This is a genomic window from Streptomyces sp. NPDC048290, assembly GCF_040652095.1.
Taxonomy (GTDB): Bacteria; Actinomycetota; Actinomycetes; order Streptomycetales; family Streptomycetaceae; genus Streptomyces.
Map to the genome: position 1 here is coordinate 262,617 of NZ_JBEZLM010000005.1, position 25,555 is coordinate 288,171.

Sequence of the window (25,555 nt, forward strand, 5' to 3'; positions counted from 1 at the left end):
ACCTGTGCCCCGGCCAACAGACCGGGGCACAGAAACTCACTCGGGCACACGCCCTACGACGTCACGCGTCGCCGCCGGACCCACCCTCACCGGCACCAGAACCCGACTCGCCCGACTCATCATCCGACTCGTCCTGCGTCGCCGCCGCCTCCGCCGCCGAACCGTTCTCCAGCAGCCGCGCCAGCTGACCACCCGTGATCCGCTTGAACTTCCGCTGCTGCGGACGCGTCCGATCCAGCACCGCCACCTCAAGACGCTCCGCCGGAATCTCCCGCTGCGTCCCGTTCGACTCCCGCGACAACGCCTGCACCGCCAGCTTCAACGCCTGCGACAGCGACATCCCGTCCTCATGCCGCTGATCCAGATACGTACTGATCAGCTCCGCGTTACCACCCACCGCCACCGAACCGTGCTCATCCACGATCGACCCGTCATGCGGCAACCGATAGATCTGATCCCCGTCCGGCGTCACCCCGACCTCCGCGACCACCAACTCCACCTCGTACGGCTTCTCCGCCGTACTGGAGAAGATCGTCCCCAGCGTCTGCGCGTACACATTCGCCAGACCCCGGGCCGTCACATCGTCCCGGTCGTACGTGTAGCCCCGCAGATCCGCGTACCGCACACCACCGATCCGCAGATTCTCGTACTCGTTGTACTTACCGGCCGCGGCAAAACCGATCCGGTCATAGATCTCGCTGAACTTGTGCAGCGCACGGGACGGGTTCTCACCGACGAACACGATGCCGTCGGCGTACTGGAGCACCACCAGACTGCGGCCCCGCGCGATGCCCTTACGGGCGTACTCCGCCCGGTCCGCCATCGCCTGCTGAGGTGAGACATAGAACGGCGTCGACACCGGTTATCCGTCCCTTTCTGTGGAAGTCACACGATCACCTGGACACAAGCAGACACAGCCCGCTACAGCAGCGCGGCCCGCGGACCGTCAGGCTGCTCCAGCCGCCGCTCCAGCACCGACCGGGCGATCACCGAGGACTCATCCTCGGTCAACCGGCGGAAACCGTCGTCCGTGATCACCGTGATGATCGGATAGATCCGACGGGCGACATCCGGACCACCGGTCGCCGAATCGTCGTCAGCCGCGTCATACAGAGCCTGCACCACCAACGTGGTCGCCTGCTCCTCGGTCAGATCGTCACGGAACAGCTTCTTCATCGCGCCCCGCGCGAAGATCGAACCCGAACCCGTCGACGCGTACCCCTGCTCCTCCGAACGGCCACCCGTCACGTCGTACGAGAAGATCCGCCCCTTGCCCCGGTCCACATCGAAGCCCGCGAACAGCGGCACCACGGCCAGCCCCTGCATCGCCATGCCCAGATTCGACCGGATCATCGTCGACAACCGGTTCGCCTTGCCCTCCAGCGACAGCTGGGCGCCCTCGACCTTCTCGAAGTGCTCCAGCTCCAGCTGGAAGAGCTTCACCATCTCCACGGCCAGACCCGCCGTGCCCGCGATCCCGACCGCCGAGTACTCGTCCGCCGGGAACACCTTCTCGATGTCCCGCTGCGCGATCATGTTCCCCATCGTCGCCCGCCGGTCACCGGCGAGCACCACACCACCCGGGAACGTCACCGCCACGATCGTCGTCCCGTGCGGCGCCTCGATCACGCCCTGCACGGGGGGCAGCGTGCGCTTGCCCGGCAGCAGCTCCGGCTGGTGGTCCGAGAGGAAGTCCACGAACGAGGACGACCCAGGCGTCAGGAAGGCAGCTGGTAGACGCCCCGTGCCACGAGTGTTGGCTTCCACGAGTTTCCTTCCAGATAGGCGGCAGCCCGACGTACAGCGTCGGGATCGTCTCCCAACTTGCCGATGGCCGAATTGCAGTTGAAGCACAGTACGCCACGGACCCTACCCGTCTTGTGGCAGTGATCCACATGAACGGGAGGAGCCTTCAGGCAGATCACACATACGCCCACCTGAGACGCGACCATGGCATCGCGCTCGGCCTCGGTGATGCCGTAGGCACGCTTGAGGTGACCGGCACGGCCCTGGGCCGCCTTGCAGGACTTGCAGCGGGTCGCCAGACCGTCCGAGGCGGTGGAGTTCCGGTGCCAGTCGCTGTGCGGTTTGATCTCACCGCACGTCCGGCACAGCTTGTGCCCGTCCGGAACCTCCACCCGCTCCCGGACGGTCGCACCCATCGCCTCCCGGCGGCGCCGGTAGTGCGCGGCGCTGTACCGCGCCACGCACTCCCGACAGTGCACCTGCAGGCCGTCCCGCCGGTTCCGGTCCTTCGCGAAGGCCGCGAGGGGCTGTTCCCGTCCGCACTTCCTGCACTGCTTCGCATCAGGCTCCGCGACCACGCCCACTCCCCCGTGATTTTCGATTCGAAGGCAGAGTGGCCAGTCAGCCTTTATTCTCCACCTTTTTGCACGAAACTTCGCACAAAATCCTCTGCGTTCTCCTCGAGTACGTCGTCGATCTCGTCCAGGACGGAGTCCACGTCGTCGCTGAGCTTCTCGTGTCGCTCCTTGAGGTCTTCCGAGGCCTGCGCTTCCTGCGCCTGCTCCTCGACCTCCTCCGTGGAGCGCGTCGCCTTCTGCTGTCCGCCGCCGGTGTCCTTGGCTGCCATCACCCTCACCCCGCTCGGTTCGCCCGACAATCTCGGCATTGCTGCCGATCGGTCATGATCAGACCCTACTCGCCGGGTCTGACAACGGCCCCGCAGTTCTTCCAACGTTCGGGGACCATCTCGATGATTCCCGGACACGCGGATTTCCACCCGGCGCGCCCGGTCGGCCCTGTGCGCCCGAGGGCGCTGTCAGCCGCCGGAAAGCACTCTGACCAGGTCTTCCGCGGTCCGGCAGCGGTCGAGCAGCTCCTTGACGTGATTACGCGTTCCGCGAAGCGGTTCGAGGGTTGGGACCCGCTGGAGGGAGTCCCGGCCCGGCAGGTCGAAGATCACGGAGTCCCAGGACGCGGCGGCGACGTCGTCGGCGTACTGCTCCAGGCAGCGTCCGCGGAAGTAGGCGCGGGTGTCCTCGGGGGGTTTGCTCTTGGCGCGTTCGACCTCGGGCTCGTCGAGGAGGCGTTTGATGCGTCCGCGGGCCACGAGGCGGTTGTAGAGGCCCTTCTCGGGGCGTACGTCGGCGTACTGGAGGTCGACGAGGTGGAGGCGGGCGGCGTCCCAGTCGAGGCCGTCGCGGCGCCGGTAGCCCTCCATGAGTTCGCGTTTGGCGACCCAGTCCAGTTCGCCGGAGAGGCTCATGGGGTCGTGCTCCAGACGGTTGAGGGTGTCCTCCCAGCGGGTGAGGACGTCTCTGGTCTGGTCGTCGGCGTCGGCTCCGTAGCGTTCTTCGACGTATTTGCGGGACAGCTCGTAGTACTCCATCTGGAGTTGTACGGCGGTCAGGGTGCGTCCGCTGCGGAGGGTGACGAGTCGTTTCAGGGTGGGGTCGTGGGAGACCTGGTGGAGGGTGCGTACGGGCTGGTCGACGGCGAGGTCGACGGCGATGAAGCCGTCCTCGATCATGGAGAGGACGAGTGCGGTGGTGCCGAGTTTGAGGTAGGTGGAGATCTCGGAGAGGTTGGCGTCGCCGATGATGACATGGAGGCGGCGGTATTTCTCGGCGTCGGCGTGGGGTTCGTCCCGGGTGTTGATGATGGGCCGTTTGAGGGTTGTCTCCAGTCCGACTTCGACTTCGAAGTAGTCGGCGCGCTGGCTGAGCTGGAAGCCGTGGTCGTGGCCGTCCTGGCCGATGCCGACGCGGCCGGCTCCGGTGAAGACCTGGCGGGAGACGAAGAAGGGGGTGAGGTGGCGCACGATGTCCGAGAAGGGGGTTTCCCGCTTCATCAGGTAGTTCTCGTGGGTGCCGTAGGAGGCGCCTTTGTTGTCGGTGTTGTTCTTGTAGAGGTGGATGGGCTGGGCGCCGGGGAGCTGGGCGGCGCGTTCGGCGGCTTCGGCCATGATGCGTTCGCCGGCTTTGTCCCAGAGGACGGCGTCGCGGGGGTTGGTGACTTCGGGGGCGCTGTATTCGGGGTGGGCGTGGTCGACGTAGAGCCGGGCTCCGTTGGTGAGGATGACGTTGGCGAGGCCGATGTCCTCGTCGGTGAGCTGGCTGGCGTCGGCTGATTCGCGGGCGAGGTCGAAGCCGCGGGCGTCGCGGAGCGGGTTCTCTTCCTCGAAGTCCCAGCGGGCCCGGCGGGCGCGGTGCATCGCGGCTGCGTAGGCGTTGACGATCTGGGACGAGGTGAGCATGGCATTGGCATTGGGGTGGCCGGGGACGGAGATTCCGTACTCCGTCTCGATGCCCATTACTCGCCGTACGGTCATGCGGCCCTCCTTGCCCGGCGGCACCCTAGGTGGGGGCCGCTCAAGTACCGCTGGTGCTCCGGTGCCTGTGCGGTGCCCGTCCCCGCACTGCGCGACCCGGCGGTACGGAAGAGCCTAGAACGGCTTTGCACTGGTGGGGAGATCATTTGCGTCATTGGCTGCTCCAACCGTGGCCTGAAAAACAGGCGGCTGCGGGTACCCGGTGGGGACCCGCAGCCGTCCTGTCTTTTACAGGTACTGTCCGGTGTTCGCCACCGTGTCGATGGAGCGGCCGGTGTCGGCGCCCTGCTTTCCGGTGATCAGGGTGCGGATGTAGACGATCCGCTCGCCCTTCTTTCCGGAGATGCGGGCCCAGTCGTCCGGGTTGGTGGTGTTGGGGAGGTCTTCGTTCTCCTTGAACTCGTCCACGCATGCCTGGAGGAGGTGGGAGACGCGGAGGCCCTTCTGGTTGTGCTCCAGGAAGTCCTTGATCGCCATTTTCTTGGCGCGGCCCACGATGTTTTCGATCATGGCGCCGGAATTGAAGTCCTTGAAGTAGAGGACTTCTTTGTCGCCGTTGGCGTAGGTGACTTCCAGGAAGCGGTTTTCCTCGGATTCTGCGTACATGTGTTCCACGGCCGTCTGGATCATGCTGTCGACCGTGCTGGTCTTGGAGCCTCCGTGTTCGGCGAGGTCGTCGCCGTGCAGGGGGAGGCGTTCGGTCAGGTATTTGCCGAAGATGTCCTTGGCGGCTTCGGCGTCCGGGCGTTCGATCTTGATTTTCACATCGAGGCGGCCGGGGCGCAGGATGGCGGGGTCGATCATGTCCTCGCGGTTGGAGGCGCCGATGACGACCACGTTCTCGAGGCCTTCGACGCCGTCGATCTCGGCGAGGAGCTGGGGGACGATGGTGTTCTCGACGTCGGAGCTGACGCCGGAGCCGCGGGTGCGGAAGAGGGATTCCATCTCGTCGAAGAAGACGATGACGGGGGTGCCCTCGCTGGCCTTCTCGCGGGCTCGCTGGAAGACCAGGCGGATCTGCCGTTCGGTCTCGCCGACGTATTTGTTGAGCAGCTCGGGGCCCTTGATGTTCAGGAAGAAGCTCTTGCCTGCGGCTTGGCCGGTGACTTCGGCGACCTTTTTGGCCAGCGAGTTGGCGACGGCTTTGGCGATGAGTGTCTTGCCGCATCCGGGGGGTCCGTAGAGGAGGACTCCCTTCGGGGGACGCAGTTCGTGCTCCTTGAACAGGTCGGGGTAGAGATAGGGCAGCTCGACCGCGTCGCGGATGGCCTCGATCTGGTTGCCGAGGCCGCCGATGGCTTCGTAGCCGATGTCGGGGACCTCTTCGAGGACGAGTTCTTCGACCTCGCTCTTGGGGACGACTTCGTAGACGTAGCCGGAGCGGGGTTCGAGGAGGAGGGCGTCGCCGGGGCGGATGGTGACGTCCAGGAGTGGTTCGGCGAGCCGTACCACTCGTTCCTCGTCGGTGTGGCCGGTGACCAGGGCGCGCTCGCCGTCCTCGAGGATTTCTTTGAGGGTGACGATGTCGCCGACGCGCTCGTAGGCCATGGCTTCGACCACGTTGAGCGCTTCGTTGAGCATGACTTCCTGGCCGCGCCGCATCCCGTCGAGTTCGACGCTGGGGCTGACGTTCACGCGGAGTTTGCGGCCTCCGGTGAAGATGTCGGCGGTGCCGTCCTCGTTGGCTTGCAGGAAGACACCGAAGCCGGCCGGGGGCTGGGCGAGCCGGTCGACTTCCTCCTTGAGGGCCACGATCTGGTCGCGGGCCTCGCGGAGGGTGTTGGCGAGTCGCTCGTTCTGGGCGGACACGCCGGCCAGGTTTGTCTGCAGCTCGACGATCCGCTCTTCGAGAATCCTCGTGTGTCGCGGAGAGTCGGCGAGCTTTCGTCGCAGGACGGCGATCTCCTGCTCAAGGTAGGCAATCTGCCCTGCCGGGTCGTCGGACCCGCGTCCCGGGCGGATGCCGCGGTTCATGTCGTCGTCGTGGGCTGCCACGGTCCTCACCTCCTCCAAGGGGAGCTGGACGCTTCCAGACCCTACCTGGGTGGGTGTCGATTGAAACCCCTAGATCACAAAGACTGTCAAGGTGTGTCGTCGGTCACCCTGCGCTCTCCCTCACGCGGTCTGGATACCCACTCAACGCTATTCAGAAGCCGCCTGTTCCGAGGGGAGGGTGGCCAAGACCCTTCGTGGGGGGCCGCAGTTGCCCGCGCGGAGGGCGGGACTGCCTGCGCCGGGGCGGTTCGGGCGGTGGTGGGGGGCGGTGCGGGCGGGGTGTGGATCTTGGTGGGGGCGGGGGTCGTGTGTGTGGGGGCCCGTTCCGCGCGTGGTTACGGAGAGTGGTGACGCGCGGGGGTGGGTCGGGGGTCCCGAGGGGGTGGGCGAGCTTGGTGCGGGGGCGCGGGGAGAGGGCCGTCAAAGTTGTTTGATCACTCATGGTGATCGATTCATGACCGGGTGGGCGGGTCGCCGCGCGGGTCCCTGGGCGGGCGCTTGGGGGGCGCCTGGGGGGCTCGTGGCGGATCCGCTGGAAGACTCCGGCGGGCCTCCGCGCGGGGCGGTTCAGACGCTGCGGGCGCCTGCGGACTCCGCGCGCAGGAACGATCCGTCCTTCCAGGTCCAGGTCGGATGTTCGGTGACGTCCGGGCAACAGGTGGGCACATCGGAGGCGGAGTAGCCCAGCAGAGTGGCCTGAATCGATCCGTCGCGGATCGCGAGGTCCTGGACCGTGATGCGGTCCTTGGGGTCGACGAGGGTGGCGACGATCCGGGGCCGGGTGGCGGCGGGGCCCTGGGTGAGGACGTACACGCCGTCGGGGGGTGTGCTCATCGCGGCGTCGCAGTGGACCACGGCGACCGTCTCGGGGCGGTCGTCGCCGTCCAGGTCGCCGGTGGCGCGCCGCTCGACGACGGCGTCGACGGGGCCGCAGTCGAGCGGGAAGGCGACGCCCTCGGTGGAGGGGGGCGCGGCGGCGGGGGCGGGGCGGGGTGCGCGGTCGCCGGGCTGGGCGGCGGTCGCGGCGTCGGGCTGCGCCATGGAGGAGAGGGCGATGACGCCGGCGAGGGCGGTCGCGGTGGCGAGCCAGTGGATGGGGCGGGTGTGTGCGTGCGCCTGGGCCAGTTCCGGAACGGCGGATTGCTGCACTAGGAGTGTCTCCTGTGAGGGCTGTGCCGGTGGGGGTGGCCTGCATGGTGCCACACGTCACAGGTGGGGGGAACGGCGGGGTCGGCGGTTGTCACGCGGGAACTGACGGGCGGTCGGGTCCCGGGGTGTTTGGTGGGGGTGGCGGGGAATCGAGGGGGAATGGAGAGGCGCCGCCGTCGAGTTCCGCGGTGGGTGGGGGAACTCGGCGGCGGCGCCGGGGCGTTGGAGGGGTGACGGTGGGGCTCAGCGGCCTGCCATGCCTCCGTCGGCATTGGGGCCGGCGTAGTCGTCACCGTAGGCGCCCTTGGCGGGGCGGCGTCTGCGCAGGGGCGGTTCGACGCCGTCGGCGAGGCGGCGGGCGGTGAGCAGGAAGCCGGTGTGGCCGATCATGCGGTGGTCGGGGCGGACGGCGAGACCCTCGATGTGCCAGTTGCGGATCATCGATTCCCAGGCGGTGGGCTCGTTGAAGGAGCCGATCTCGCGGATGGACTCGACGGTCCGGGCGAGCTGGGTGGTGGTGGCGACGTAGCAGCACAGGATGCCGCCGGGGACGAGGGCCTTGGAGACGGCCTCCAGGCATTCCCAGGGGGCGAGCATGTCGAGGATGACGCGGTCGACCTCGGTGTCGGACAGGTTGTCCTGGAGGTCGCCGACGGTGAGCTGCCAGGCGGGGTGCGGGCCGCCGAAGTAGCGCTCGACGTTCTGCCGGGCGATGTCGGCGAAGTCCGGGCGGCGCTCGTAGGAGTGCAGCATGCCCTGGTCGCCGATGGCCCGGAGCAGGAAGCTGCTGAGCGAGCCGGAGCCGACGCCTGCCTCCACGACGCGTGCGCCGGTGAAGATGTCGGCGAAGGCGAGGATCTGCCCCGCGTCCTTCGGGTAGACGACGGCTGCCCCGCGGGGCATGGACAGGACGTAGTCGGGGAGCAGGGGGCGCAGCGCGAGGTAGGCGACGTTTCCGGTGGTGCGGACAACGCTGCCCTCGGGTGCGCCGATCAGTTCGTCGTGCGGGAAGGAGCCCTTGTGGGTGTGGAAGTTCTTCCCGGCTTCGAGCGTGAACGTGTAGTGGCGGCCCTTGGGGTCGGTCAGCTGTACCTGGTCCCCGACCTTGAAGGGCCCGCGCCTGCGGGCGGCACCGGTCGGTTCGGACATGTGAACAGCCTACCGGCCCCCGGCGGGGCCGCCGACCATGGTGGACGGGGCTCCGCGCGGGGGCGGGTCAGGAGGGGCGGGCCATGGCTTTGACGAAGGCGCGCTCGACGTCGGCGGCGGACAGGACGCCGTAGATCTCGCCGGTCTGTTCGATGACGAGGTACTCGGTGGCGGGGGTGGCGCGCAGGACTTCGAGGAGGTCTTCCCCGGCGAGTTCGGCGGAGACCCGCATGCCGTCGGTGAGGTCCTGGGCGAGTCCGCTGACCGGGACCCAGGGGCGGCGGTGTTCGGGGACGCCGACGATGGCGGCCTCGCGGACCAGGGAGACGGGGTTGCCGTCGCCGTCGACGACGACCAGGGCGCGGGCTCCGGCGGTGTTGGCGCGGCGCAGGGCCTCGGAGAGCGGTGTGTCGCTCTGTACGGGGACGGCGCGGCGGGTGAGGGCGCGGGCCTGGAGTTCGGGCAGGTGCTCGCGGAGCCGGGCGACGCGCAGGCTGTTGCCGGCGCCGGTCCAGATGATGGCGGCGAGGATCGCGGCGAGCAGGGCGTCCATGACGGTGTCCATGCCGACGTTGTCGGCGGCGCTGGTGCCGAGGACGCCGGACTGGGTGAGCAGCGGCAGGCCGATCAGGACGGAGACGGCGAGGGCGCGGCCGACCCAGGCGGCGGCGACGGTGCCGCTCATGGGGCGGCCGGTGAGCTTCCAGACGACGGCGCGGAGCATCCGGCCGCCGTCGAGGGGGAGGCCGGGCAGGAGGTTGAAGGCGGCGACGATGAGGTTGGAGACCATGAGGCCGGCCAGGAGGACGCCGGGGACGGTGCCGGGTTCGACGACTTGCATGGCGAGGTAGAAGACGCCGCCGAGGACGAGGGAGAGCAGGGGGCCGACGAAGGCGAGGACGAATTCCCGGCCGGGGGTCTCGGCTTCCTTCTCGATCTCGGAGACTCCGCCGAAGAACTGGAGCTGGATGCGGCGCACGGGCAGTTTGAAGCGGAGTGCGGCGACCGTGTGGGCGAGTTCGTGGACGAGGACGGAGGCGTAGAAGGCGACGGCGAAGAACAGGGCGACCAGGTAGCGGGCGGCGCCCAGCTCGGGCAGGACGCGGTCGAGCTGTCCGCCGAAGACCCAGGTGATCAGTGCGGCGACGACGAACCAGCTGGGCGCGACGTACACGGGGACGCCGAAGGGGCGGCCCATGAGCAGGCCGCCGCCGGGTTCCCGGGGGCGCTGCGGGGGCTGGGTCCTGGGCAGGTCGGAGTGGGCGTGGGCGCGGTCGGGGTGCGAGTCGTGGGGGTCGGGGGTGGGTGGGGGTTTGTGGAGGGTGGTGGCCGGGGGTGGGGGCTGGGGGCCGGGTTCCGGGTGGTCGGGCGCCGCGTGCTCGATGTCCCCGGCGTCCCCGGCGTCCCCGGCGTTCTCGGCGTCCTGCGGGTCCCGGGGCTGTCCGGTGTCCCGTGCGTCGCCCGCGTCCCGGGGGGCTTCCGCCGGTGCGGCGCCGTTCCCGGGCGTGGCCGTGGGCGCCGTGGGGCGCTCGGTCGGCTCGTCGTTCTCCGACCGCGGCTGCCGGGTCCCGCCGCTCTCGTCCACGCTGTCCCCTCGTTCGACGCGTCTTCCGCTCCTGCCGGGCGGAAGGGTATGGGTCGATGGTATGTGGCCGTGCGGGCGCGGTACGCCCCGGCACCCCACCAGTTTCCTCTCCCGTCCCTCCTGTTACGAACGCGGGTGGGTCACTGTCAGTGGCGGGCCGTAAGGTCTGTGGCATGGAGAGCAGCGGCGGGGGCGAGGCCCTGGTGCCCGGGGGCGGTACGGCGGAGGCGGTGGCGCCCGGGTCGGGCGTGGTGACGGAGGGTGCGGCCGGGGCGGCGGCGCGGCCCGTCGGGCCGGTCGTCATAGCTCCGGCGTCGCTGTCGCCGTCGCGGGCCGGTGATTTCATGCAGTGCCCGCTGCTGTACCGGTTCCGGGTGATCGACCGGCTGCCGGAGAAGCCGTCGGAGGCCGCGACCCGCGGGACGCTGGTGCACGCGGTGCTGGAGCGGTTGTTCGACGCCCCGGCCGGGGAGCGTACGGCGCCGCGGGCGAAGGCGCTGGTTCCGGGGCAGTGGGACCGGTTGCGGGAGAGCCGTCCGGAGCTGGCCGAGCTGTTCGCTGACGATCCGGGGGGCGACCGGCTGGCGCGCTGGCTGGGCGAGGCGGAGCAGCTGGTGGAGCGGTGGTTCGCGCTGGAGGACCCGACGCGGCTGGAGCCCGCCGAGCGGGAGCTGTTCGTGGAGGCGGAGCTGGAGTCGGGGCTGCGGCTGCGCGGGATCATCGACCGGGTGGACGTGGCGCCCACGGGCGAGGTCCGGATCGTCGACTACAAGACGGGCAAGGCGCCCCGCCCGGAGTACGCGGAGGGCGCGCTGTTCCAGATGAAGTTCTACGCGCTGGTGGTGTGGCGGCTGAAGGGCATCGTGCCGCGGCGGCTCCAGCTGGTGTACCTGGGCAGTGGGGACGTGCTGACGTACGACCCGGTGCTGGCCGATCTGGAGCGGGTGGAGCGCAAGCTGCTGGCGCTGTGGGAGGCGATCCGGCGGGCGACGGAGAGCGGTGACTGGCGGCCCCGGCAGACCAAGCTGTGCGGGTGGTGCGACCACCGGGCGGTGTGCCCGGAGTTCGGGGGGACGCCTCCGCCGTATCCGTTGCCAGTGACGGTGACGGGGGCGGGGGCGGGGGGCTCATCCCCTGCGGCTGGCATGGACGCCGGGGACGCGGCGGGATCTGAGTCCGGCGCCGACGCCGGGGACGCGGCGGCACCCGAGTCCCGCGCCGACTCCGGGGAGGCGGCGGCACCCGAGTCCCGCGCTGACGCCGGGGAGGTCGAGCCGCCGCCCGCGCCTGGCGCATCTCCCGGCACGGTGGACGGGCCCGCGCCCGCGCCCGGCTCGGCGGAAGGGCTCGCCTCCGGCACATCCCCCGGCGCGGCGGGCTCGCCCTACGGTGCGCCTTCCTCCCCCTCCCCCGAATCCTCACCCGCCCCCTCCTCCCCCTCCCTCTCTCCCTCCCCCGCGATGTGATCCGCGCCGCAGACGTCGTGGTGCCGGTGCGGGCGGCCCCGGTCGGGGCGGGTGCGCAGGGCAGAATGGGCGGGACGAACGAAGGAGAGTGACGTGGCCATCCGTGTCCTACTGGTCGACGACCAACCGCTGCTGCGCACGGGTTTCCGGATGATTCTGGAGGCCGAGCAGGACATCGCGGTCGTGGGCGAGGCCGGGGACGGCCTCCAGGCGCTCGACCAGGTGCGTGCCCTCCAGCCCGATGTGGTGCTGATGGACATCCGGATGCCGCGGATGGACGGGGTGGAGGCGACCCGGCAGATCACCGGCCCGGAGCGGGACGGTCCGGCGAAGGTGCTGGTGCTGACCACGTTCGATCTCGACGAGTACGTGGTGGAGGCGTTGAAGGCGGGGGCCAGCGGGTTCCTGCTGAAGGACGCGCCGGCCAATGAGCTGGTGCAGGCGATCCGGGTGGTGGCGGCCGGGGAGGCGATGCTCGCGCCGAGCATCACCCGCCGTCTGCTGGACAAGTACGCCACGCATCTGCCGTCGGGTGACGAGCCGGTGCCGGACACGCTGCACACCCTCACGGACCGTGAGGTGGAGGTGCTGAAGCTGGTCGCGCGGGGGCTGTCCAACGCGGAGATCGCGGCGGATCTGTTCGTCAGCGAGACCACGGTCAAGACGCATGTGGGGCATGTGCTGACCAAGCTGGGGCTGCGGGACCGGGTGCAGGCGGCGGTGTACGCGTACGAGAGCGGGCTGGTGCGGCCGGGCGCCCAGTAGGGCGCGGGCCCCAGCGTGCCTCACGCGGGCCCTGTGCGAGCCGTACGCGGGCCCTGTGCGAGCCGTACGCGGGTCGTACGGCCGGTACGGAACAGCGGCGCGGGGCGTCCCCTTCCAGGAGGGGTGCCCCGCGCCGCGTGTTCGTACCGGTGCTGCCGGGCCGGTCGCTGGTGTCAGCCCTTGCTGATCTCCCAGAACCGGAACACGGTGGACGCGTCGAGGCAGTACTCCAGGCCGTAGACGCCGTCGCGGACGACCGCGTACTGCTTGGCCTGCCAGACCGGGATCATGGGGACCTCTTCGGCGACGAGGTCCTGGAGGCGGTCGTAGTCGGCGTCGGTGGCGGTGCGGTCGCTCTCGGCGGCGGTGCGCGGGATGAGCGTGCCGGTGATGGTGTCGTTGGTGTAGTTGTTGTCGAGGACGTTGCCGTCGCCGAAGAACGGGGCGGTGAAGTTGTCGGGGTCGGGGTAGTCCGGCACCCAGCCCTTGACGTAGACGCCGTACTTGCCGTCGGCGATGTCCTTCTCGTACTGGTCGAAGGGGACGGACCGGACGTCGGCGTCGAACAGGCCGCTGGCGTTGAGCTGGTCGGCTATCGCCTTGAGTTCCTGGTCGGTGGCGGGGCCGTAGCGGGAGGGCGTGGACCAGAGGGTGAGGCGGACCTTTTCGGTGATGCCGTCGGCGGTGAGCGCCTCTTCGGCCTTGGCCTTGGAGGGGCTGGCGCCGTAGGTGTCGAAGAAGGCGGTGTTGTGGCCGCCGATGCCCGCCGGGATGATCGAGTACAGGGGGGTGGCGGTGCCCTGGTAGACCTTCTGGACCAGGGCTTCGCGGTCGAGGAGGTAGGCGATGGCGCGGCGGACGCCGAGCTGTCCGGTGACCGGGTCGTCCATGTTGAAGACGAGGTGCTGGACTTCGGCGCTGCTGCCTTCGACGACTTCGGTGCCGGTGCCGTCGGAGGTGCGTTCGATGTCGGCGATGTCCCCGGCGCTGAGTCCGCGGTAGGCGACGTCGACGTCGCCCGCGGAGAGGGCCTGCTTCAGCTGCTTCTGGTCGCCCTGGTAGAAGCGGAGGGTGACGCCCTCGTTGGCGACCTCGGCGCTGCCCGTGTAGTGCTCGTTGACCGCGAAGACGGCCTGGTCCTCGGAGAAGGACTCCAGCTTGTAGGGGCCGGAGCCGACGGCTTCGCCGTCCTCGCGCAGTCCGTCGGTGTCGTAGGAGCGGTGGTCGACGATGGAGCCGGCGCCGGATGCGATCTTGCTGGGGAAGGTGGCGTCGGGGGTCTTGAGATGGAAGAGAATCGTTTCCTCATCCGGCGTCTCCACCCGGTCGAGGGTGGGGAACATGACGGCGGGGCCGTCGGGGTCGTCGATCTTCAGCAGGCGGTCGAAGGAGTACTTGACGTCCTTCGAGGTGAGCGGGTCGCCGCTGGAGAACTTGAGGTCGGGCTTCAGGGTGCAGGCGTAGAGCTTGGCGGTGGTGTCCTTGAAGCCGCAGCTGCGGGCGGCTTCCGGCTGGGGCTCGGTGCTGCCCTCGGGGAAGCTCAGCAGGGACTGGAAGACATTGTTGAACAGCAGCCATGAGCCGGGGTCGTAGCCGGACGCGGGGTCGGTGGCGAGGACGTCGTCGGACATGCCGATGACGACATTGCCGCCGTCGCCGCCGGAACCGCCGGTCTGGGTCCCGCATCCGGTCAGCAGGCCACCGGCCAGTCCGGCCACGAGCGGCAGCACGGGCCACTGGTTGCGCTTGTTCACCTGGGAGAGCCTTGTCGTCGTTCGGATGCGGACCTGGGGGCGGGCGCGGTGGGGCGGGCGTCAGCCACCGACACCGCGGTTCAGCTCCCACAGCTGGAGCGTGGAGGAGGAGTTGACGGCGTAGGCGGTGCCGGTGATGTCGTCGCGGGCGGCGACGTACTGCTTGCCCTGCCAGAGGGGGATCAGGGGGACGTCCTCGGCGACGATGTCCTGGATCTCGGTGAGCGCGTCGGACGCGGAGATCCGGTCGGCCTCGCGGCGGGAGTCCGGGATGAGGGAGCCGCGGATGCGGGTGTTGGCGTAGGGCAGCTTGAGGAAGTTGTCCTTGTCCAGGAACGGGGCGAGGAAGTTGTCGGCGTCGGGGAAGTCGGGGAACCAGCCCATGCCGTAGACCTCGTACTCGCCCTTGCGTTCGGCGTGGACGAAGGTGTCCCAGGCGGTGCCCTTGATGCTGACGTCGAACAGGCCGCTGTCGTTGAGCTGCTTCTGGAGCACCTCGAACTCCTGCTTGGTGGCGGCGCCGTAGTGGTCGGTGGTGTAGTTCAGGGTCAGCCGGACCGGGGTGCTGACGCCCGCGTCGGCGAGCAGGTCCTTGGCCTTGTCGACGCTGGGGTCGCCGTACCTGTTGAAGAACGAGTTGGAGTGGCCGGTGACGGCGGCCGGGACGAGCGAGTAGAGCGGCTCGGCCTGGGTGCCGTAGACCTCGGAGACCAGGCTGCCGCGGTTGATGAGCTGGGCCATGGCCTGGCGGACGGCCTTGTCGCGGACGGTCGGGGCGTCGGTGTCGAAGCCGAGGTAGCGGATCTCCAGGCCCTGGATCTCGACGAGTTCGACGGAGCCGTCGGCGCTGTCGGAGAGCTTCTGGATCTGCTCGGGCGTCATGGAGCGGGTCATGACGTCGATGTCGCCCTTGTCGAGGGCGGCGCCCATGGCGTCGGGGTCCTTGAAGGGGCGGATCTCGACCTTGTCGTTGCTGACCGTGAGGGAGCCCTTGTAGTGCGGGTTCCGGGTGAACACGGCGGAGACCATCTCGCCGCCCTCGACCTTGGGCTGGATGCGGTAGGGCCCGGAGCCGGAGATGTCGAAGCCGTCGCGGAGCTTGCTCTTGGTGTAGTCGTCGGGGTTGACGATGCCGGCGACGGGCGTGGACAGCTTGTACGGGAACGTGGCGTCGGCGGACTTGAGGTGGAAGATCACCTCGCGGTCGCCGGAGGTCTCCACGGTGTCGATGGTGGAGAGCAGGGCGAAGACACCGCTGTCGGCCTTGATGGCGAGGGCCCGGTCGATGGAGTACTTGACGTCCTCGGCGGTGACCTTGTCGCCGTTGGAGAACTTGAGGTCCTTGCGGAGCTTGCAGACATAGCGTTCGTTGCCGCTGTCGGTGAAGGTGCAGCTCTCGGCGGCCTCGGGGACCGGTTCGCCCTCGCCGCGCGGCTGGACCATCAGCGTCTGGACGGTCTGGCGCAGCACGTTCCAGCTGCCGACGTCGTAGGAGTACGCGGGGTCCAGGGGCGCGGGGGCGTCCTTGGTGGCGATGAACCGGTCGGTGGTACCCGTGACGATCGCGTCGCCCCCGTCGCCGGCGCCGTCCGACCCTCCACAGGCGGCGAGCGCCGGGACGAGCAGACCGGCCACGGCCGGCAGCACGAGAATCTTGCGGTTCATGCTCGGGTTTCTCCAGGGCTTCGGGTCCGGGCATCGCACACACAGGGGTGTCGTGGTGGATGACGGGGGTGAGGTCGAGGGTCTGGCGATGAGATTAGTCGGCGCCCGCACCGGCGTTCACGGTCACCGGAGTTGAGTGCTCATCACGCTGCGGAACCGGTCGCGGACGCACTGAAAACCCGCCAGCGGAAGGATTCGTGCGGCATTTCGCCAATCGGGACACAACGGTGCGGCAACTGCGCGGTAACGGAGCCGAAATCGGGGCGGAAAGCACATGCGTTCACCCCTGTCGACCCCCGATGACGTGGTGAACGTCACATCGCCAATCGGGGGTGAGGGTGCCTGAATTCGGTCATCGGGGCGAGAAGAATTCTCCCGGCGGGAGCCTAGCGGGTTACTGCAAGAACGTTCTGGAATTCCGTTCCGCTGGGCTCTCCGCACGCTGGGTGAACAGGTGACGCATTTCTGTCATCGAGGGCTCTTTCGGCGAGTTGTCTCAGGCCGCCATCACACCGTGCAGAAAAGCGAGGTTCACCTCTTCCAGGGAGTTCACGACCGTCCGCCGGGCGGCCGGTGCGATGGGCGCCACGGACGGTACGGCGATGACCTGGCAGCCGGCCGCCTCGGCGGCGGCGACGCCGGTCGCGGTGTCCTCGACGACCGCGCAGCGCGCCGGGTCCACGCCGAGACCGGACGCCGCGAAGAGATACGGGTCGGGGTAGGGCTTGGTGCGGGAGACCTCGTCCCCGGCGACGGTGAGCGTGAAGTGCTGGGGGCCGAGCGAGGTGAGCACCCGGTCGATGATGCGCCGGTGCGAGGCGGAGACCAGGGCCGTGGGGACGCGGTGCGCGGCCAGTTCGGCGAGCAGCCGGGCGGCGCCGGGCATCAGCGGCAGGGCGCGGTCGATCCGGTCCTCGAAGCCCTGGTTGAGCAGCGCGCTGAGGTCGGCCAGCGCGATGTCGGCGCCGGTGGCCTCGATGAGGAACCCGGCGCTGCGGGTCATCGGGCCGCCGACCACGACATGGCGCCAGGAGTCGTCGAGGGCGTGACCGAGGCCGGCGAAGACCTCGACCTCGACGTCCCACCAGAAGCCCTCGGTGTCCACCAGGGTTCCGTCCATGTCGAGGAGCACGGCCTGGAGGCCGGAGCCTTCGGCCGTACGGGTGCCGAGTGCGGGGACGGTGGTCGTCATCCGGCGTACCTCCTTGAGGGACGACCAGGCCGGTTCCCGCGCGGGGAACCGGCCTGGCGTGGACCGATAAGTGTACGTCGGGTTCGATCAGAGTGTCGGGTGAGGTGGTGGGGGGTAGTGCGGGCCGGGTGTCGGGTGCGGGGCCGTGGGGGGTATTCGCGCAGTTCCTCCCCCAGAGGGGGTACCCCCAGCGCCCCTGAGATAGCTGGTCCTGCGTTGCCATGGTCACCGGCGGGTTCGACGGCCCGACGCCCTGCGCGAGCACAGCCCACGCCCAGCACTACACCGGGGCGCCCCACCGCGCGGCAGCCCGCCCCGGCCTCTTCCCAACCCCACCAGACAACCCTGGTCAAGCCCCGCAGGGGTCAGCGGGCGTTGAAGTACTTCGCCTCCGGGTGGTGGATGACGATGGCGTCCGTGGACTGTTCGGGGTGGAGCTGGAACTCCTCGGACAGTTCGACGCCGATGCGTCCGGGTTCCAGCAGGTCGGCGATCTTCGCCCGGTCCTCCAGGTCGGGGCAGGCGCCGTAGCCGAGGGAGAAGCGGGCGCCCCGGTACTTGAGGGCGAACATGTCCTCGATGTCGGCCGGGTCCTCCCCGGCGAAGCCGAGTTCGGAGCGGACCCGGGCGTGCCAGTACTCGGCGAGGGCCTCGGCGAGCTGGACGGAGAGGCCGTGGAGTTCGAGGTAGTCGCGGTAGGCGTCGGCCTCGAAGAGCCGGGCGGTCTCCTCGCCGATGCGGGAGCCGACGGTGACGACCTGGAAGCCGACGACGTCGATCTCGCCGGACTCCTCGGGGCGGAAGAAGTCGGCGAGGCACAGGCGGCGGCCCCGGCGCTGGCGGGGGAAGGTGAAGCGGGTGCGTTCGTTGCCGTCGTCGTCCAGGACGATCAGGTCGTCGTCCTTGGAGACACAGGGGAAGTAGCCGTAGACGACGGCGGCTTCGAGGAGGTTCTCGGTCTGGAGGCGGTCCAGGAGCCCGCGCAGCCGGGGGCGGCCCTCGGTCTCCACGAGTTCCTCGTACGTCGGTCCCTCGCCGGTGCGGGCCTGCTTGAGGCCCCACTGGCCCTTGAAGAGGGCGCCCTCGTCCAGCCAGGAGGCGTACTCCTTGAGCTGGATGCCCTTGATGACGCGGGTGCCGCGGAACGGCGGTGCGGGGACCGGGTTGGTGGTGGAGACGTCGGAGCGGACATGGCCCTCCTCGGGCCGCTCCTCGGTGACCGCGGTGGCGGCGGGCCGCACCCGGCGCTGCTTCAGCTCGGGCAGAACGGCGCCGGGCACTCCGCGCTTGACGCCGATGAGGGCGTCCATCAGGCGCAGGCCCTCGAAGGCGTCCCGGGCGTAGCGGACCTCGCCCTGGTAGATCTCGTGGAGGTCCTGTTCGACGTAGGCGCGGGTGAGGGCGGCGCCGCCGAGGATGACGGGGTAGTCGGCGGCCATGCCGCGGGCGTTCAGCTCCTCCAGGTTCTCCTTCATGATCACCGTGGATTTCACCAGGAGCCCGGACATGCCGATGACGTCGGCGCGGTGCTCGGCGGCGGCGTCGAGGATCGCGGAGACGGGCTGCTTGATGCCCAGGTTGACCACGTTGTAGCCGTTGTTGGAGAGGATGATGTCGACGAGGTTCTTGCCGATGTCGTGGACGTCGCCGCGGACGGTGGCGAGCACGATGGTGCCCTTGCCGGCCTCGTCGGTCTTCTCCATGTGCGGTTCGAGATGGGCGACGGCGGTCTTCATCACCTCGGCGGACTGGAGGACGAACGGCAGCTGCATCTGGCCGGAGCCGAACAGTTCGCCGACCACCTTCATGCCGTCGAGGAGGATCTTGTTGACGATGTCCAGGGCGCTGGTCGTCGTCAGGGCCTCGTCGAGGTCGGCCTCCAGGCCGTTGCGCTCGCCGTCGATGATGCGGCGCTTGAGGCGCTCCTGGAGGGGCAGGGCGGCGAGTTCCTCGGCCTTGCCCGCCTTGAGGGACTTGGCGGTGGCGCCCTCGAACAGGGCCATCAGCTTCTGGAGCGGGTCGTAGCCCTCGGCGCGGCGGTCGTAGATCAGGTCGAGGGCGGTGGTGACCTCCTCCTCGCTGAAGCGGGCGATGGGCAGGATCTTGGAGGCGTGCACGATCGCCGAGTCCAGGCCCGCCTTGACGCATTCGTCGAGGAAGACGGAGTTCAGGAGGATACGGGCGGCCGGGTTGAGGCCGAAGGAGATGTTGGACAGGCCGAGGGTGGTCTGGACGTCGGGGTGGCGGCGCTTGAGTTCGCGGATGGCCTTGATGGTGGCGATGCCGTCGCCCCGGGACTCCTCCTGGCCGGTGCAGATGGTGAAGGTGAGGGTGTCGATGAGGATGTCGGGTTCCAGGATGCCCCAGTTGCCGGTGAGGTCGTCGATCAGCCGTTCGGCGATCTCGACCTTCTTCTCCGGGGTGCGGGCCTGGCCCTCCTCGTCGATGGTGAGCGCGATCAGTGCGGCGCCGTGCTCCTGGGCGAGCGCGGTGACCTTGGCGAACCGTGACTCGGGGCCGTCGCCGTCCTCGTAGTTGACGGAGTTGATGACCGCGCGTCCGCCGAGCTTTTGCAGGCCCGCCCGGATGACGTCGACCTCGGTGGAGTCCAGCACGATCGGCAGAGTGGAGGCGGTGGCGAAGCGGCCGGCGAGTTCCTCCATGTCGGCGACGCCGTCCCGGCCGACGTAGTCGACACACAGGTCGAGGAGGTGGGCGCCCTCGCGGATCTGTTCGCGGGCCAGCTCCACGCAGTCGTCCCAGCGGGCCTCCAGCATGGCCTCGCGGAACTTCTTGGAGCCGTTGGCGTTGGTGCGCTCGCCGATGGCCAGGTAGGAGGTGTCCTGGCGGAACGGGACGGACTGGTAGAGGGAGGCGGCGCCGGGCTCGGGGCGGGGGCTGCGCTCGGCGGGGGTCAGTTCGCGGACCCGCTCGACGACCTGGCGCAGATGCTCGGGCGTGGTGCCGCAGCAGCCGCCGACCAGGGACAGCCCGTAGTCCCGTACGAAGTTCTCCTGGGCGTCGGCCAGCTCCGGGGCGGTCAGCGGGTAGTGGGCGCCGTCGGAGGTGAGGACGGGGAGTCCGGCGTTGGGCATACAGGACAGCGGGATGCGGGAGTGCCGGGCGAGGAAGCGCAGGTGCTCGCTCATCTCGGCGGGGCCGGTGGCGCAGTTCAGGCCGATCATGTCGATGCCGAGCGGCTCCAGCGCGGTGAGCGCGGCGCCGATCTCGGAGCCGAGGAGCATGGTGCCGGTGGTCTCGACGGTGACGGAGACGATCAGCGGTACGTCGTACCCGGCGGCGGCCATGGCGCGGCGGGCGGCGATCACGGACGCCTTGGTCTGGAGGAGGTCCTGGGTGGTCTCCACGAGCAGGGCGTCGGCGCCGCCCGCGAGGAGGCCCTCGGCGTTCTGCTGGTAGGCGTCGCGGATCGCGGTGAAGGTGGTGTGGCCGAGGGTCGGCAGCTTGGTGCCGGGGCCCATGGAGCCGAGGACCCAGCGCTGGCGTCCGGTGTCGGCGGTGAAGGCGTCGGCGGTCTCACGGGCGATCCGGGCGCCGGCCTCGGAGAGTTCGAAGACGCGCTCGGGGATGTCGTACTCGCCGAGTGCGGAGAGGTTGGCGCCGAAGGTGTTGGTCTCGACGCAGTCGACGCCCGCGGCGAAGTACTCGGTGTGGACCGAGCGGACGATGTCCGGGCGGGTGACGTTGAGGACCTCGTTGCAGCCTTCGAGCTGCTGGAAGTCGTCCAGGGTGGGGTCCTGCGCCTGGAGCATGGTGCCCATGGCGCCGTCGGCGACCACCACACGGGTGGCGAGCGCCTCTCGGAGCGCGGACACACGGGTCCGGGGGTCGGCGGAAGGGGTCGGCGGCACGAAGGCCATGGAGTGGGCTCCCTCGGATGCGACGGCTGTCGGCTTTGCGTCCCGGTCAGGATGCGCTCGGCGGGCGCCGGGCGCCTCCCGGTCCTGGGACGCACGCCGCCCAGGGTAGCCGGGCGTCAGGGCTTATCGTCAGCACGTCCACGGGACGGACGCTCGATCGGGCGTCCGGCCGGAGTACGGATATGCACCGAAGTGACGGACGGGCGTACCGACACGTCCCCGCCGAGCGTTGGCGGGAGGTCGGTACGGAACGATACTGTTCGACAATGCCGAACGATGGCTGGACAGCCGTCCCGCAGGGCCGAAAAGGCGCCCCGGGCGGTGGACGGCGGCGGGCGGCGCCCCGACGGGGCCGATCGGCGGCACCGGACGCGGCACCAGGGCAGCGGCACCAGAGGGCGGCGCCAGAGGGCGGCACCGGAGGGGCACCGGACAGTGGCGCACGGGGTCACCAGGCGCACGCGGGGCCACCAGGCGCACGCGGGGCCACCAGGCGCACGCGGGGTCTATGGGGCCGAGGGGAACGGACGGAGGCAGGACGGCGATGGCACGGAACATCCAGTCGCTGGAGCGGGCCGCGGCGATGCTGCGGTTGCTCGCGGGCGGCGAGCGACGGCTCGGCCTGTCGGACATCGCCTCCTCGCTGGGCCTCGCCAAGGGCACCGCGCACGGCATCCTGCGCACCCTCCAGCTGGAGGGGTTCGTGGAGCAGGACGAGGCGTCGGGGCGCTATCAGCTGGGCGCGGAGCTGCTGCGGCTGGGCACCACCTATCTCGATGTGCACGAGCTGCGGGCGCGGGCCCTGGTGTGGACCGACGACCTGGCCCGCTCCAGCGGCGAGAGCGTCCATCTCGGGGTGCTGCACCAGCACGGGGTGCTGATCGTGCACCACGTGTTCCGGCCGGACGACAGCCGGCAGGTGCTGGAGATCGGCGCCATGCAGCCGCTGCACTCCACGGCGCTGGGCAAGGTCCTGTCGGCGTACGACCCGGTGGCGCACAGCGAGGCGCTGGAGAGCGAGCGCAAGCCGTTCACCGACCGCACGGTGTGTGACGCGGCGGGCTTCGAGGAGCTGCTGGACCTGACGCGGGCGCGCGGGTACGCGGCGGACGTCGAGGAGACCTGGGAGGGCGTGGCGTCGATCGCCGCGCCGATCCACGACCGGCGGCGGATGCCGGTCGGGGCGGTGGGCATCACGGGCGCGGTGGAGCGGCTGGCGCGCGGCGGGGAGCTGCGGCCGGAGCTGATCGCGGCGGTACGGGACTGTGCGCGGGCGGTGTCCCGGGATCTGGGGGCGGGACGCTTCTAGGGGGCGTCTCGGGGGCTTTTGGGGGCTTCTAGGGGCGGGCGCGCTCCTGGGGCGGGGCGCTCTCTGGGGCGGGCTTCTGATGGCGGGCTCCTTGAGGGCGGGGCGCTCTGGGCCGGACCGCTCCTGGGGCGGACTTCTGATAGCGGGCTCCTTGGGGGCGGGTTCCTGAGGGCGGGCCCCTCAGGCGGGGCTTCCGCACCGGAGGGCTCCCGTATCGGCGGGGCTCCCGTACCGACACGGCTCCCGCGCCGGCGGGGCCCCCGTACCGGAGGACACGCGTCCAGTCCGCACAGGGCCGGGCGGGCGCCACAGCCGTACCGGGAGCCGCTGCCGTACCCGGCGCCACAGCGCCGGCCTCGACGCCTGGCCCGACAGCCCCGGCCCCCGGCGTCACCGCCCCGGTGCCCGCCCGAGTCGACAGGTCGACTTCCAGGCTTCGCCCTACCCTGAAATCAACAAATCCCCCGAAAGGGGGTCAGATCTCACCGCAGATTGATAATCGGAGCCGATCAATAACGATCACGCTTCCGATAACAGAACCCTTGACGGATGCGGGACCCGAAGCAAGACTCGCGTCCATCGGTCGGCATTGTCGAACACCTACCGGCAATACGCGTTAGAGTGTGGTGACCTGGCGGGCCGACGGACCCCGGAAAGGGATGAAGGGGTTCTGCTTCCCCTGGACGAAGGACAAAGGAGTCGCGGGTGTCCAGCTCCGACATCTTCATCGGCGAGACCATAGGTACCGCCCTGCTCATCCTGCTCGGTGCCGGCGTAGTCGCCGCCGTCACCCTCAAGGCGTCGAAGGCGCGCGGCGCCGGCTGGGTCGCCATCACCTTGGGATGGGGCTTCGCCGTCATGACGGCGGTCTACGTCTCGGCGCCGCTCTCCGGCGCCCACCTCAACCCGGCCGTGACCCTCGCGCTCACCATCGAGGACGGCAAGTGGAGCGACCTGCCGATCTACTGGGGCGGTCAGGTGCTCGGCGCCATGATCGGCGCGGTGCTCACCTGGGTCGCGTACTACGGCCAGTTCCAGGCCCATCTCACCGACCGTGAGATCGTCGGCGAGCCGGTCCCCAAGGCGGACAAGGCCCTGGAGGCCCGGGAGCGGGGTGCAGGCCCGGTGCTCGGCATCTTCTCCACCGGCCCCGAGGTGCGCAATGTGTGGATGAACCTCGCCACCGAGATCATCGGCACGTTCGTGCTGCTCATCGCGATCCTGACACAGGGTCTGAACGACAACGGCAACGGCCTCAGCATCCTCGGCGGTCTGATCACCGCCTTCGTCGTGGTCGCCATCGGTCTGTCCCTCGGTGGTCCGACCGGGTACGCCATCAACCCGGCCCGCGACCTCGGTCCGCGGATCGTGCACGCCCTGCTGCCGCTGCCGAACAAGGGCGGCTCCGACTGGAGCTACGCCTGGATTCCGGTGGTCGGTCCGCTGATCGGCGCCGCGGCGGCGGCCGGACTCTTCAACGCGGCGTTCCCGCACTGAGCGGACCGCGTGAGCCGACCTCGCTGACCCGCGCGCGCCGAGCCGAGCGCACGGACCCGTCCGTACCGGGTATCAGCCGCATCGGACCAGAGCCGCAGCGGGCACCAGCAGTCCCAGCCGGACCGGGTGGCAGCAGCCCCCGCCCACGGAACCCCCAGGAGCACACCGTGACCGACGCCCACACCGCCGGACCCTTCATCGCCGCCATCGACCAGGGCACCACGTCCTCGCGCTGCATCGTCTTCGACCGGGACGGCCGGATCGTCTCCGTCGACCAGAAGGAGCACGAGCAGATCTTCCCCAAGCCCGGCTGGGTCGAGCACGACGCCACCGAGATCTGGACCAACGTCCAGGAGGTGGTCGCCGGGGCGGTCGAGAAGGCCGGCATCACCCGTGACGACATCCTGGCCATCGGTATCACCAACCAGCGCGAGACCACCGTGCTGTGGGACAAGAACACCGGTGAGCCGGTCCACCACGCCATCGTCTGGCAGGACACCCGTACCGACGCGCTCTGCCGGGAGCTGGGGCGCAACGTCGGCCAGGACCGGTTCCGCCGGGAGACCGGCCTCCCGCTCGCCTCCTACTTCGCCGGCCCCAAGGCCCGCTGGCTGCTGGACAACGTGCCCGGTCTCCAGGAGCGCGCCGAGGCCGGCGACATCCTCTTCGGCACCATGGACACCTGGGTCATCTGGAACCTGACCGGCGGGGTGAACGGCGGCAAGCACGTCACCGACGTCACCAACGCCTCGCGCACGATGCTGATGAACCTGCACACCATGGCCTGGGACCCGAAGATCGCCGAGTCCATCGGCGTCCCGCTGTCGATGCTCCCGGAGATCCACTCCTCCTCCGAGGTGTACGGCGAGATCACCGGCGGGCGCCTCGGCGAGCTGCTCGGCGGCATCCCGGTGGCGTCCGCGCTCGGCGACCAGCAGGCCGCCCTGTTCGGCCAGACCTGTTTCGCCGAGGGCGAGACCAAGTCGACGTACGGCACCGGCACGTTCATGGTGATGAACACCGGTGAGAAGATCATCAACTCCTACAGCGGGCTGCTGACCACCGTCGGCTACAAGATCGGCGACCAGGACACGGTCTACGCCCTGGAGGGGTCGATCGCGGTCACCGGCTCGCTGGTGCAGTGGATGCGCGACCAGATGGGGCTGATCTCGACGGCCGCCGAGATCGAGACGCTGGCGCTCAGTGTCGAGGACAATGGCGGCGCCTACTTCGTCCCCGCGTTCTCCGGGCTGTTCGCCCCCTACTGGCGCTCCGACGCGCGCGGGGTGATCGCCGGACTCACCCGGTACGTCACCAAGGCGCATCTGGCCCGTGCCGTGCTGGAGGCCACCGCCTGGCAGACCCGGGAGATCGCGGACGCCATGACGAAGGACTCGGGCGTGGAGCTGACCACGCTCAAGGTCGACGGCGGCATGACCTCCAACAACCTGCTCATGCAGACCCTCTCCGACGTGCTGGACGCGCCCGTGGTGCGCCCCATGGTCGCCGAGACCACCTGCCTGGGCGCCGCCTACGCCGCCGGTCTGGCCGTCGGCTTCTGGAACAACACCGACGATCTGCGCGCCAACTGGCGCCGGGCCGCCGAGTGGACGCCCCGCATGGACGCGGAGACGCGTGAGCGGGAGTACAAGAGCTGGCTCAAGGCCGTGGAGCGGACCATGGGCTGGCTCGAAGACGAGAGCTGACGAGAGCTGACGAGCGCTGCCGTCGGCCGACGTGAGCCGACGGCAGCCGGCGTGAGCTGAACGCAGGTCTGCGAAGGGTCCTGAACGGGGGCCTTCGCGGGCCGTTGTGAGCCGACGAGCACCAGGGCGGGCCGGTACCCCGGTCCCG

The 25,555-nt window shown here is 69.7% G+C and carries 17 protein-coding genes and 1 pseudogene; 5 read left to right on the forward strand and 13 right to left on the reverse strand.

What is annotated here, in order from left to right:
* Positions 1-61 precede the first annotated feature (61 nt).
* From prcA to AB0D49_RS10685, 9 genes are all read right to left on the reverse strand, one after another.
* Positions 62-859 (reverse strand): proteasome subunit alpha, encoded by a 798-nt coding sequence (gene prcA, locus AB0D49_RS10645; protein ID WP_362754098.1) that lies wholly within the window; start codon positions 857-859, stop codon positions 62-64.
* 62 nt (positions 860-921) lie between these two features.
* Positions 922-1,767 carry a proteasome subunit beta gene (gene prcB, locus AB0D49_RS10650; protein ID WP_362754101.1) on the reverse strand — a complete coding sequence of 282 codons (846 nt, stop codon included), beginning with the start codon at positions 1,765-1,767 and terminating at the stop codon, positions 922-924.
* The gene (locus AB0D49_RS10655) at positions 1,719-2,324 is read right to left on the reverse strand and encodes an endonuclease VII domain-containing protein (protein ID WP_362754104.1); all 606 of its coding nucleotides are present in this window, start codon (positions 2,322-2,324) and stop codon (positions 1,719-1,721) included. Before AB0D49_RS10655 ends, prcB begins: the two co-directional genes overlap by 49 nt.
* A 50-nt stretch (positions 2,325-2,374) precedes the next feature.
* Positions 2,375-2,593: a ubiquitin-like protein Pup gene (locus tag AB0D49_RS10660; RefSeq protein WP_362754107.1), complete on the reverse strand. Its 219-nt coding sequence runs from the start codon at positions 2,591-2,593 to the stop codon at positions 2,375-2,377.
* A gap of 189 nt (positions 2,594-2,782) precedes the next feature.
* Entirely contained in the window at positions 2,783-4,294 is a 1,512-nt protein-coding gene (gene dop, locus AB0D49_RS10665; protein WP_362754111.1) for a depupylase/deamidase Dop, read from the reverse strand.
* A 228-nt stretch (positions 4,295-4,522) separates the two neighbouring features.
* Positions 4,523-6,289 carry a proteasome ATPase gene (arc, locus tag AB0D49_RS10670; RefSeq protein ID WP_362754114.1) on the reverse strand — a complete coding sequence of 589 codons (1,767 nt, stop codon included), beginning with the start codon at positions 6,287-6,289 and terminating at the stop codon, positions 4,523-4,525.
* Between the two features lie 567 nt (positions 6,290-6,856).
* A complete protein-coding gene (locus tag AB0D49_RS10675) occupies positions 6,857-7,438 on the reverse strand; it encodes a hypothetical protein (protein WP_362754117.1) in 582 nt (193 codons plus the stop codon).
* A gap of 243 nt (positions 7,439-7,681) precedes the next feature.
* Complete coding sequence (locus AB0D49_RS10680; protein WP_362754120.1) at positions 7,682-8,587, reverse strand: tRNA (adenine-N1)-methyltransferase; 906 nt, start codon at positions 8,585-8,587, stop codon at positions 7,682-7,684.
* 67 nt (positions 8,588-8,654) lie between these two features.
* The gene (locus AB0D49_RS10685) at positions 8,655-10,172 is read right to left on the reverse strand and encodes a site-2 protease family protein (protein ID WP_362754123.1); all 1,518 of its coding nucleotides are present in this window, start codon (positions 10,170-10,172) and stop codon (positions 8,655-8,657) included.
* A 173-nt stretch (positions 10,173-10,345) separates the two neighbouring features.
* On the opposite strand from AB0D49_RS10685, the pseudogene AB0D49_RS10690 reads away from it, so the two are divergent.
* Both AB0D49_RS10690 and AB0D49_RS10695 read left to right on the forward strand, forming a co-directional pair.
* Positions 10,346-11,272: pseudogene (locus AB0D49_RS10690) on the forward strand (RecB family exonuclease); the annotation flags it as partial.
* A gap of 459 nt (positions 11,273-11,731) precedes the next feature.
* On the forward strand, positions 11,732-12,403 hold the full coding sequence (locus tag AB0D49_RS10695) for a response regulator transcription factor (RefSeq protein ID WP_085572980.1): 672 nt from the start codon (positions 11,732-11,734) through the stop codon (positions 12,401-12,403).
* A gap of 173 nt (positions 12,404-12,576) precedes the next feature.
* Here AB0D49_RS10695 and AB0D49_RS10700 read toward each other — a convergent pair whose 3' ends face one another.
* The 4 genes from AB0D49_RS10700 to metH all read right to left on the reverse strand — a co-directional run bounded on the left by AB0D49_RS10700 (position 12,577) and on the right by metH (position 20,895).
* On the reverse strand, positions 12,577-14,157 hold the full coding sequence (locus AB0D49_RS10700) for an ABC transporter substrate-binding protein (protein WP_362754128.1): 1,581 nt from the start codon (positions 14,155-14,157) through the stop codon (positions 12,577-12,579).
* Positions 14,158-14,217: 60 nt separating this feature from the next.
* Entirely contained in the window at positions 14,218-15,822 is a 1,605-nt protein-coding gene (locus AB0D49_RS10705; RefSeq protein WP_362754131.1) for an ABC transporter substrate-binding protein, read from the reverse strand.
* Positions 15,823-16,318: 496 nt separating this feature from the next.
* Positions 16,319-17,014: an HAD family phosphatase gene (locus tag AB0D49_RS10710; RefSeq protein WP_362754134.1), complete on the reverse strand. Its 696-nt coding sequence runs from the start codon at positions 17,012-17,014 to the stop codon at positions 16,319-16,321.
* Between the two features lie 365 nt (positions 17,015-17,379).
* Positions 17,380-20,895 (reverse strand): methionine synthase, encoded by a 3,516-nt coding sequence (gene metH / locus AB0D49_RS10715; protein ID WP_362754137.1) that lies wholly within the window; start codon positions 20,893-20,895, stop codon positions 17,380-17,382.
* Between the two features lie 544 nt (positions 20,896-21,439).
* Here metH and AB0D49_RS10720 point away from each other — a divergent pair.
* From AB0D49_RS10720 to glpK, 3 genes are all read left to right on the forward strand, one after another.
* Positions 21,440-22,204 carry an IclR family transcriptional regulator gene (locus tag AB0D49_RS10720; RefSeq protein ID WP_362754140.1) on the forward strand — a complete coding sequence of 255 codons (765 nt, stop codon included), beginning with the start codon at positions 21,440-21,442 and terminating at the stop codon, positions 22,202-22,204.
* Between the two features lie 705 nt (positions 22,205-22,909).
* Complete coding sequence (locus AB0D49_RS10725; protein WP_362754143.1) at positions 22,910-23,701, forward strand: MIP/aquaporin family protein; 792 nt, start codon at positions 22,910-22,912, stop codon at positions 23,699-23,701.
* A 167-nt stretch (positions 23,702-23,868) separates the two neighbouring features.
* Positions 23,869-25,407, forward strand: coding sequence for a glycerol kinase GlpK (gene glpK / locus AB0D49_RS10730; RefSeq protein WP_362754146.1), 1,539 nt, complete (start codon positions 23,869-23,871; stop codon positions 25,405-25,407).
* The last annotated feature ends 148 nt before the right edge of the window (positions 25,408-25,555 follow it).